The following is a 9,206-nucleotide window of genomic DNA, read 5'->3' on the forward strand; positions in this document are numbered from 1 at the left end:
GGCGGGGCTTTGGTAAAATTTACTCATCACTTTGAACAGCATGCAGGGCAGGGCAACGGTAAAACAAAACCGGTTGAGCCCCTCGTTGACCGACTCGGGCCAGCCGGCAAAGCGCCCAAGACAAAACCCCGTGGCGATGAGTAAAAAAAGCGGCGCCGAAAGTATAACCTGGTGCGATAGCTGAGCCAGAAAACCAACCGTTTCCATCCCTAAACCTGCCTGCGTAAACGTTATTCTTATGTTTATCCCGTGGTTGCAGTATATGGGATTCGCAGCCCGCCGTCAGTCAGGCTCGTCATTCTTCTACCCGCGCCACGCACGCCTGCGCTGTTTAGGCGGGCGCATGGCTGCCCGCTGTTCGCCCGCGCTTATTTGGCGGGTGAATTTTGCGGGTAAAAGATTTCCCATACAGCAGGAAATTATTTATTTGTATCCCTGGCGATGTGTGTGATGAACTGGCTTTATCGATATGTAGCTATTTTTCTACCGCCGGAAAATTTTTCGGCAAAAGAATGAATGAAAATAAATTTAGGGTGGGAGAGCCGATGGATATACAAGAGCATATTAACAATGTGGCAATGAACATTATCATGGATGCCGGCGATGCACGGGCATTAATTACCGATGCGCTTTCGGAGATCGAGAAAAATAAATTTGCGCTGGCTGACGAAAAAATTATTTTGGCGCAGCAAAAAATAAAACATGCTCACGGCAAACAAACCGACATCGTACAGGGCGAAATCCGCGGCGAAAAATATCCCGCGTCGCTATTGTTTACCCACGCGCAGGATACGCTGATGACAATTAACAGCGAATTGCTGATGAGCAAACAATTGCTAAAAATTTTCCGCGCGCTGCACCATCGCCTGGAGCAGTTGGAACAGCGCGCGCAATAAAGATCATCGACGGGAAGCAGCAATTGTATTGCTGTCAATGTGCAACAGGGAAACCAGATGGAACAGTTTCAATACATCATTAAAGACGACCTTGGCATTCATGCGCGACCAGCAGGCATGTTGGTGCGTTTAGCCATGAATTACCGCTCGGAGTTGCTTATCGCCAAGCAAAGCGACCCCGGCGTCAGCCTGAAAAAAATATTCACCATCATGAAATTAGGGGTGAAATGCGGCGACGCGGTGACGATATCCGCCAATGGCGAAGATGAACAACAGGCTATCGCCGCGCTGCGTGATTTTTTCCACGGCCATCTTTGAGCAGGTAAGGAGCAGGTGATGCAAATATTGCAAGGCAAAGCCGTGTCGCCGGGAATTGCGCTGGGAACGGCGTGGATCTATCACCCCGTCCAGGTAACGGTTGCCCCGGAGCCGGTCGCCAATCCGCAACAGGAACTGGCGCGTTTCGCCCTGGCCTGCGCCGACGCGCTGGCTCAACTGCGCGTACTGGAAGATAAGGTTCGCTTGGATACCGGTGAGGAAAATGCCCAGCTGTTCGTCGCCCATCAACTGATGTTGCAGGACGAGGATTTTCAGCAGACGGTACGCGATACCATCGACGGGCAGGGCGTTAATGCCGCGTGGGCTGTAAATCAGGCCGGCGCATTGTTCGCCGGCCAGCTGGCGGCGATGGAAGACGCTTATTTTCAGGCGCGGGCGGCGGACGTCCTGGATGTGACCGCGCGGCTTATCGCGATCCTGGGCGGCGAGCGGACGGAACCGGCGGAACAGCCGGCGGGCGAGGCCATCTTGTTCGCGCACGATCTGACCCCGAGTGAAACCGTCCAGTTGGATCGCCGGCGCATCATGGCGATTGTGACCTTGAAGGGATCGGCCAATTCCCATACCGCCATCTTGGCGCGGGCCATGAATATCCCAGCGCTGGTCGGGCTTGATACGCCGGCGTTGCCAACCCAATGGCAAGGACAGCACGTGATTGTCGACAGTGAGAGCGGCCGCGTTTATCTCGGCGCGGACAGCGCGACGACTCGTCATTACCGCTACAAATTATCACAGCGGCAGCAGGAACGTCAGCGCCTGCTGTCCGTCAAGGACCAGCCGGCGATCACCCGTTGCGGACGGCGCGTTAATTTATATGCCAACATCGGCTCGGTTGCGGACATCGCGGCGGCGCGCGATAACGGCGCCGAGGGCATCGGCCTGTTTCGCAGTGAATTTCTCTATCTTGGCCGCCAGGAACTCCCCGGCGAACAGGAGCAATTCGCCGCCTATCGCGCGGTGGCGGAGGGTATGGCCGGCCAGCGGGTTATCGTTCGCACCCTGGATCTGGGGGCGGACAAGCAGGCCGACTATCTGCAACTGGCGCCTGAGGACAATCCGGCGCTGGGATGCCGGGCTATTCGCCTGTGCCTGGCGCGTCCCGAACTGCTCATCACCCAGCTGCGGGCCATTTTGCGGGCCAGCGTTTACGGGCGCGTCGCCATCATGTTTCCCATGATAACGGCGGTATGGGAGGTATGGGAGCTAAAACAACTCTATCAGCAATGCCGCGCGCAGCTGGACAACGAAGGGATAGCATATCGGCCGGATATAGAATTGGGCATTATGATCGAAACCCCGGCGGCGGCGCTGATCGGCGATCTGCTGGCGCCGGAGGTGGATTTTTTTAGTATCGGCACCAACGATCTTACCCAGTATACCCTGGCCGTAGATCGCCAGAATCCCGCGCTGGAACGCTATGACGATCCCGTTCATCCCGCTTTGCTCCGCTTGATAACTCAAGTCATCGACCAGGCCCATCGCCATGGCATCTGGGTGGGGATTTGCGGCGAATTGGCGGCGAACCCGGATATGAGCGAATTTTTCCTTCGTCTGGGCATTGATGAACTTTCCGTTTCCCCCGCGGCATTATTACCGCTGAAAAAAACGATTCAGCTGCTCGATTTACGCGAAAAATAGGGATGGAATGTGATGTGTATCACTTATTTTTCCCGGCTGAATCGTTGAGTAAAAAATTTCCCCAAGTAGGTGAAATAGCGTATTTGAAAATAAGCTTACAACACTGTAGTAATCACTATTGCCTTAATTTAAAACATCTTTCCGAAGGTCAAAAAAATGAAAAAATTAAATATATTACTTATTTGCGGTTCGGGAGCTTCCAGCGGATTTCTGGCGGCCAATATCCGCAAGGAAGCGGCCAGGCGAGGGTTGGATTGTAGCGTTATGGCGCGCAGCGAGGCTGAATTAGAAAGCTATTTACACGAAATAGACTGCCTGATGGTCGGCCCCCACTTAAAATATCTTATTCCCGAATTGGAAGAAAAAGTGGCGGATACGGGAATCAAAGTCATTTTGATGGAAAAAACGTATTATTCACTACTGGATGGCGCCCAGGCGCTGGATCATCTTTTCGCGGAATTGAAAATAAACTGAATAGGGGTCCGCCGTCATGCAGAAATTTTTAGATTGGATGGAGGTCAATTTTGCTCCCCCCATGAATAAAATCAATCGCAATGTCTGGGTCCTAACGTTGAAGGACTCGATTATGCAGGTGCTGCCGATGATTCTGGTCGGCTCCTTGGTTACCGTATTATCGATACTAAAGAATTTTCTCCCGTGGTTTCCCAACCTCTCGACCTTGTCCAGTTATACCATGGGGCTGATTTCTGTATTTATTTCTTTTTTGATTCCATTTAACTATATGGAAAAGAAGAAGCTCAATAAAATGCGATTGATTGCCGGGATGGTGGGCATATCTTTATTTATGATTATCGTTAAATTACAAGAGGTCCCGGTACTGCAATTTAAATACTTCGGCGCGGGGGGCATGTTTGTCGCTATTATATCAGGGATATATGTTTCCTTTATTATGGGCATTTTTGGGAAATATTCGTTCTTTAAAGATGACAGCGCCATCCCGGATTTCGTCAGGGTGTGGTTTGACGCCATTATACCTATTTTAATCGTAACGGTTACCGGTTGGCTGGCAGTATATATCTTTCAGCTGAATCTCTATCAGATTTTGCTGAACATCTTTATGCCGATCACCAGTTTTGCCCAAACGTTGCCGGGATTTCTGCTGATTAGCTTTTTGGGGGTGTTCCTCTACTCCATGGGGATCAGCGGCTGGGTATTGTTTCCTCTGACCAAACCTATTTATCTGGCCGGCATTAGCGCCAATATGGCTGCGGTGGCCGCCGGCGGCGTCGCAACGAATATCGTTACCGCGGAGGTGTTTTATTCGGGATGGGTGGCGATAGGTGGCGTTGGCGCCACTTTACCGCTGGTGATTATGCTGGTGCGCTCAAAATCCAAAAGATTAAAGGCGTTAGGCTCGGCATCGTTCGTGCCCAGTATTTTTAACATCAATGAGCCGGTTATTTTCGGCGCGGTAGCGTGGAACCCGATATTGATGGTGCCGTTGTGGCTGCAGGGAATTATTTTGCCGTTGATTACCTATGTCGTCCTCGATATGGGGCTGGTCAATATCCCCGCCGCGGTATTCGACATGTGGTATTGCCCGTTCCCGATTTCGACCTGGATTGTATCGCAGGATATTAACGGTCTCATTTTGTTCGCCGCCGTGGCGACCGTGAGTACCTTGATTTGGTATCCTTTTTTCAAAATTTACGAAAAACAACAAGTTACGTCGGAATTGGCTGCGGCCGGCAAGTAAGGCGGAACATGAATTCCCTATTCCCATGCGGCTATCCGGCCGCATTGATAACAGGAGTAACCTATTTTGACTACTAAACGCGTTCCCGATGGCTTTCCCAGTGAATTCCTGTGGGGGGGAGCCGTGGCGGCCAATCAGTGCGAAGGCGCCTGGCGCGAGGACGGCAAAGGCTGGTGCGTGGCGGATATCAACCTATTCCGCGACGATGTATCCCTGCAAAAAAAATACAATGAGGAAATCACCAGCGCCTATATCCAAGCGGCGATAGCGGATAACCAAGGCATTTATCCTAAGCGTAATGCCATCGATTTTTATCATACCTACCGGGACGATCTGAAGCTGTTGTCGAATGCCGGAATGAACGCTTTCCGCACCTCGATCAATTGGGCGCGCATCTACCCCAATGGGGATGAGGCGGCGCCGAATGAAGCCGGACTGCAATTCTATGACCGGTTGATTGATGAGATCATCGCCAACGGCATGGAGCCGGTCATCACGCTGTCGCATTATGAAATGCCGCTACATCTGACCACCGCCTACAGCGGCTGGTATTCCCGCGAGCTGGTCGATTTTTTCGTGCGTTATTGCGCAACGGTGTTTTCCCGTTACCAGCATAAGGTGAAACGTTGGATACTCGTTAACCAGATCAATCTGATTACCCATGAGTCTTTCAACCATCTGGGGATTGCCGAAGATAAAGTGGCTAATCTCCTGGAGGCAAAATATCAGGGAGTGCACAACGAGATGGTAGCCTGCGCCAAAGCCACGGCGTTGGCGCGCCGCATCAACCCGGCGTTTCGCATCGGGATGATGTTCGCCGATGGTATCAGCTATCCCGCCACCTGTAAGCCGCAGGACGTATTGGCGACGGTGCGCCGCAACCAGATGGAATATTTTTTCGGCGATGTATTGTTGCGCGGCAAATATCCCGGGTATGCATTCCGTTATTTCGAGGAAAATGCCATTGAGCTGCGTTTTTATCCCGGCGATGAAGAGGCGTTGCGCGCCACCGCCGATTTTATGGCGATTTCTTATTACTACACGCGTATCAGCGACAGCGACAGCGTGAAAAAACACAAAACCTCCTATCCCAATCCCAATATCAAGGCCAGCGATTGGGGGTGGGGCATCGATCCGATGGGATTGCGCACCAAACTCAACTTATACTGGGATCGCTATCAGGTGCCGATCATGATCGCTGAAAACGGTATCGGCGCTTTTGACCAGCCGGACGAGAACGGCGAAATCCACGATGATTACCGGATTGATTATTTGCGCAGTCATCTGGCACAGGCGAAAGAAGCGATTCGAGATGGGGTGGAGCTTATCGGCTACTTCCCCTGGGGGCCCATCGATATCGTCAGCTGTTCGTCTTCGGAAATGAGCAAGCGATACGGCTTTATTTACGTGGATCTCGATGACTATGGCAACGGCAGCGGGGCGCGTAGCCTGAAAAAAAGCTACGACTGGTATAAACGGGTTATCGCCAGCAACGGCGAGGATCTCTGAGCGTGTTCGATAAACCCGCATTGCCGGCGATGGCGGCCGGCGTCTGTTGGGGCAGCTCCGGTCTGGTGATGCGCCAGATGGGAGCTTACGGCCTCGACAACGCCGAGATCGGTGCGCTGCGGTTGCTGGTCGCCGCGCTGATCGTTTGCGCCATGGCGTTATGCCAATCCGCCAGGATGCGCATCAATTTGCGGCAATTGCCCTGGTTGCTGGTGATGGGGGCCGGCTGCCTGTTTCTCTACTCGTTGTGTTATGTGCTGGCGGTGCGGGAAATTTCGCTGTCGTTGACGGCGGTATTGATCTACACATCGCCGGCTATCGTGATGGTGATTTCCGTCGCCGTATTCCATGATCCCATTACGCGCGGCAAGGCGGCGGCGCTGGGGCTGACCTTCGCCGGTTGCTGCCTGGTGACCGGGGTTATTTCCGGCACCGGGCGTTATTCATGGGGCGGGATTGGCTTTGGGCTGCTCGCCGCATTGTTGTACGCAATATATACCTTGCTGGCCAAAATCCAGACGCGGGGATGCGCCGCGCTGACGGTTACCGCCTGGAGCCTGCTGTTTGGCGCGGCGAGCGCCATGCTGGCGGTCAATATTCCCCACGGCCTGGGCGTGCTGCGCGCCGCGCCCGCGGCGCTGTTGTGGGTCATGCTGGCCGGGGTGGTGAATACCGCTTTGCCTTATCTGCTGTATACCGTGGCCGTCAGCCGGGGCGACGCGGGCAACGCCGCGATGATGGCCTCGGTGGAGCCGGTGGTGGCGACGCTGCTTGGGGCCCTGGTGTTTCATGAGATACCGGGGGTATGGGCGATGCTGGGGATTGTATTGGTCATCGCGGGGCTGGGCGTGATGACGCGCATGCCGCCGCGGCAACAGTTGCGGCCACCGAAAACCTTGCTGCGCTGACGGGCAGTACCGGGGGACTCATCCAAGGGAGGGTAAATGCAAAACAAGCATCTGAAATTGCTTCGCCTGTTTTTAGATAGCGATGAGGAACTGACCGCGCACGTTCTGGCCATGAACATGTCGGTAACCGATCGCAGCGTAAAAAGTTATATCGCCGAAATCAACGTCCAGGAACCGGGGCTGGTTCAATCCTCGCATCGCGGCTATTGGGTGGATAAAACGCGGGCGATGCGCGCGCTGTCCAGCCACGCCGGCAAGATGCCGCAAACGCCGGGGGAGCGGGTCAATTATCTGCTGACCCAATTGCTAAACAATCGTCTCCCGGGACAGCCGCCGGATCTGTATGCCCTGGGCGAAGTCTTGTGCGTCAGTTATGAAACCATCAAGAAAGATCTGCTGCTAGTGCGCAAAAAACTCAAGGAATTCAATTTATATCTCACCGTGGCCAATGATCGCCTGACGCTGGAAGGGCAAGAACAGGATAAACGCCGCATGTTTTCCGGCATGCTGTTTGCGGAATTCAGCGACAACATATTGAGCCTGGAGGAAATCGGTAAAATCTTTCCGCAATATGATATCAACCAGTTGGTGTATATCCTGGTGGAAGCGTGCAAGTCGTATCACTATTTTATCAATGAGTACGCTTTGCTGAGCCTGGTGCTGGATGTGGTCATCAGCATCGATCGTATCAGGAATAATTGCACGTTCACCCAATCGCCCACCGGCGAGCGACGCTACGACGAGCATGAAACGACGCTGGCGCGGCAGGTCATCGCCGATATCGAACGGTCCTTCGACGTGATCTACACCCCGCAGGAAACCGAGGGGCTGACCGTGGTACTGCTCAGCAGCCTGATCAGAATCGACATGGAAGAAATCCATTCCGGCAACATCGAGGCGCTGGCGGGCAAAGAGTGCATGGATCTGGTGCGGGCGCTGCGCGAGGAGATGCGGCGCTACGATTTTATCGACGGCGATAGCGAACAATTTCTGGTGCGTTTCACCATCCACATTAAAAATCTGCTGGTCAGGTTGCAGCACGGCCATGTCACCCGTAATCCGCTGACGGAGCATATCAAGGCTTCCTGTCCGTTGATCTTCGAGTGCGCCGTGGCTATTTCGGAAAAAATCAGGCAGGCGACGGGTTTTACCGTCGACGAACACGAAATCGCCTATATCGCTTTGCATATCGGCAGCATTTTGGGCGATCAGAACGCCGAGCAGAATAAGGTCAGCTGCGTGTTGCTGGTACCGCATTACCACAACCATACCAATCAGCTCCTGTCGCAGATCGCCGGTCTGTTCGGGCAGCAGTTGATCATCCGCGCCATCGTGACCTCTTACCGCGAGTTCGAGAACCTGCCCACGCCGGACTTCCTGATCTCCACCCTCCAAATCCCCCAGTCCATGATGGAATGGGTCTATATCAATCCGTTTCTTACCGACCGGGACATCTCGGCCCTGCAATATAAAATCGAGCGGGTACGGCAGAAAAAGAAGCGGGCCAGGCTGCTGGAAAACCTGCTGAAAATTTCCAATGAGCACCTGTTTTTCCGCAACCCGCCCGTGGCGGATGAAAACGCGGCCATTCCCCTGATGGCCGAGGCGCTACGCCGGCATGGCTATGTGGACGCCACTTTTATGCAGGACGTTTTTCAGCGTGAACGCAACTACTCCACGACCTTCGGTAATATCGCCGTTCCCCATTCGATGAAAATGAATGCGACCAAGACCGGTCTGAGCGTGGTCATTACCGATAAGCCGTTCACCTGGGGCGATAATATGGTGAACGTGGTGTTGATGTTCTCTATCAGCCGGGGCGAACGCGCCCTGTTTTATGATATTTTCGACAACCTCATCGTCTTATTGCTGGAGCCGATAAATCTAAAGAAGGTCAAAGAGTGCCAGACGTGGGAGCAATTTGTCGCCACGATGGTCGAATGCTTCTGACGGAGGTTGACCACCGCGCCGCTGTCATGTGGAACCACATCGGGCGGCGTATCGGCGCTAGCGCCCCCGCGAAAAGCCGTCGCCGGGGGCGATTAACCGGAAAATAAACTACTGCGCCGAGTTCAATGCGCGGATTTCCGCCTTGGCTTTGGCTAATTGCTGGATAAAGGCGTCGTTGGTATGCAGGGTGGCAACCACGGCGCTGGCGACCACCCGCGCCGCATCCACGTCGCTTTGCCAATGATAACC

9 protein-coding genes and 1 pseudogene are annotated in these 9,206 nt (G+C 53.7%); 8 read left to right on the forward strand and 2 right to left on the reverse strand.

Annotation, left to right across the window (positions count from 1 at the left end; translation table 11 throughout):
• A partial coding sequence (locus VGC33_RS01335; RefSeq protein ID WP_331118242.1) for an AEC family transporter occupies window positions 1-207 on the reverse strand: 207 nt, incomplete at its 3' end.
• Between the two features lie 179 nt (window positions 208-386).
• Between VGC33_RS01335 and VGC33_RS01340 the strand changes: the two genes are divergently transcribed.
• The 8 genes from VGC33_RS01340 to VGC33_RS01375 all read left to right on the forward strand — a co-directional run bounded on the left by VGC33_RS01340 (window position 387) and on the right by VGC33_RS01375 (window position 8,957).
• On the forward strand, window positions 387-896 hold the full coding sequence (locus VGC33_RS01340; RefSeq protein ID WP_331118244.1) for a PTS lactose/cellobiose transporter subunit IIA: 510 nt from the start codon (window positions 387-389) through the stop codon (window positions 894-896).
• 57 nt (window positions 897-953) lie between these two features.
• Window positions 954-1,214 carry an HPr family phosphocarrier protein gene (locus VGC33_RS01345; RefSeq protein ID WP_331118245.1) on the forward strand — a complete coding sequence of 87 codons (261 nt, stop codon included), beginning with the start codon at window positions 954-956 and terminating at the stop codon, window positions 1,212-1,214.
• Window positions 1,215-1,232: 18 nt separating this feature from the next.
• On the forward strand, window positions 1,233-2,873 hold the full coding sequence (gene ptsP / locus VGC33_RS01350) for a phosphoenolpyruvate--protein phosphotransferase (protein ID WP_331118247.1): 1,641 nt from the start codon (window positions 1,233-1,235) through the stop codon (window positions 2,871-2,873).
• A 156-nt stretch (window positions 2,874-3,029) separates the two neighbouring features.
• Window positions 3,030-3,347, forward strand: a complete 318-nt coding sequence (locus VGC33_RS01355; protein WP_331118249.1) for a PTS sugar transporter subunit IIB — start codon at window positions 3,030-3,032, stop codon at window positions 3,345-3,347.
• 112 nt (window positions 3,348-3,459) lie between these two features.
• Window positions 3,460-4,590, forward strand: a complete 1,131-nt coding sequence (locus VGC33_RS01360; protein ID WP_331118251.1) for a PTS sugar transporter subunit IIC — start codon at window positions 3,460-3,462, stop codon at window positions 4,588-4,590.
• Window positions 4,591-4,656: 66 nt separating this feature from the next.
• Window positions 4,657-6,099: a glycoside hydrolase family 1 protein gene (locus VGC33_RS01365; RefSeq protein WP_331118253.1), complete on the forward strand. Its 1,443-nt coding sequence runs from the start codon at window positions 4,657-4,659 to the stop codon at window positions 6,097-6,099.
• A gap of 2 nt (window positions 6,100-6,101) precedes the next feature.
• Entirely contained in the window at window positions 6,102-7,007 is a 906-nt protein-coding gene (locus tag VGC33_RS01370) for a DMT family transporter (protein ID WP_331118255.1), read from the forward strand.
• 36 nt (window positions 7,008-7,043) lie between these two features.
• Entirely contained in the window at window positions 7,044-8,957 is a 1,914-nt protein-coding gene (locus VGC33_RS01375; protein WP_331118257.1) for a BglG family transcription antiterminator, read from the forward strand.
• A 108-nt stretch (window positions 8,958-9,065) separates the two neighbouring features.
• Here VGC33_RS01375 and VGC33_RS01380 read toward each other — a convergent pair.
• A pseudogene (locus tag VGC33_RS01380) lies at window positions 9,066-9,206 on the reverse strand (phosphatase PAP2 family protein); the annotation flags it as partial.

Origin of the sequence: Acerihabitans sp., from assembly GCF_036398755.1 — a bacterium.
In the GTDB taxonomy this organism is placed as follows: Bacteria; Pseudomonadota; Gammaproteobacteria; order Enterobacterales; family Enterobacteriaceae; genus Acerihabitans.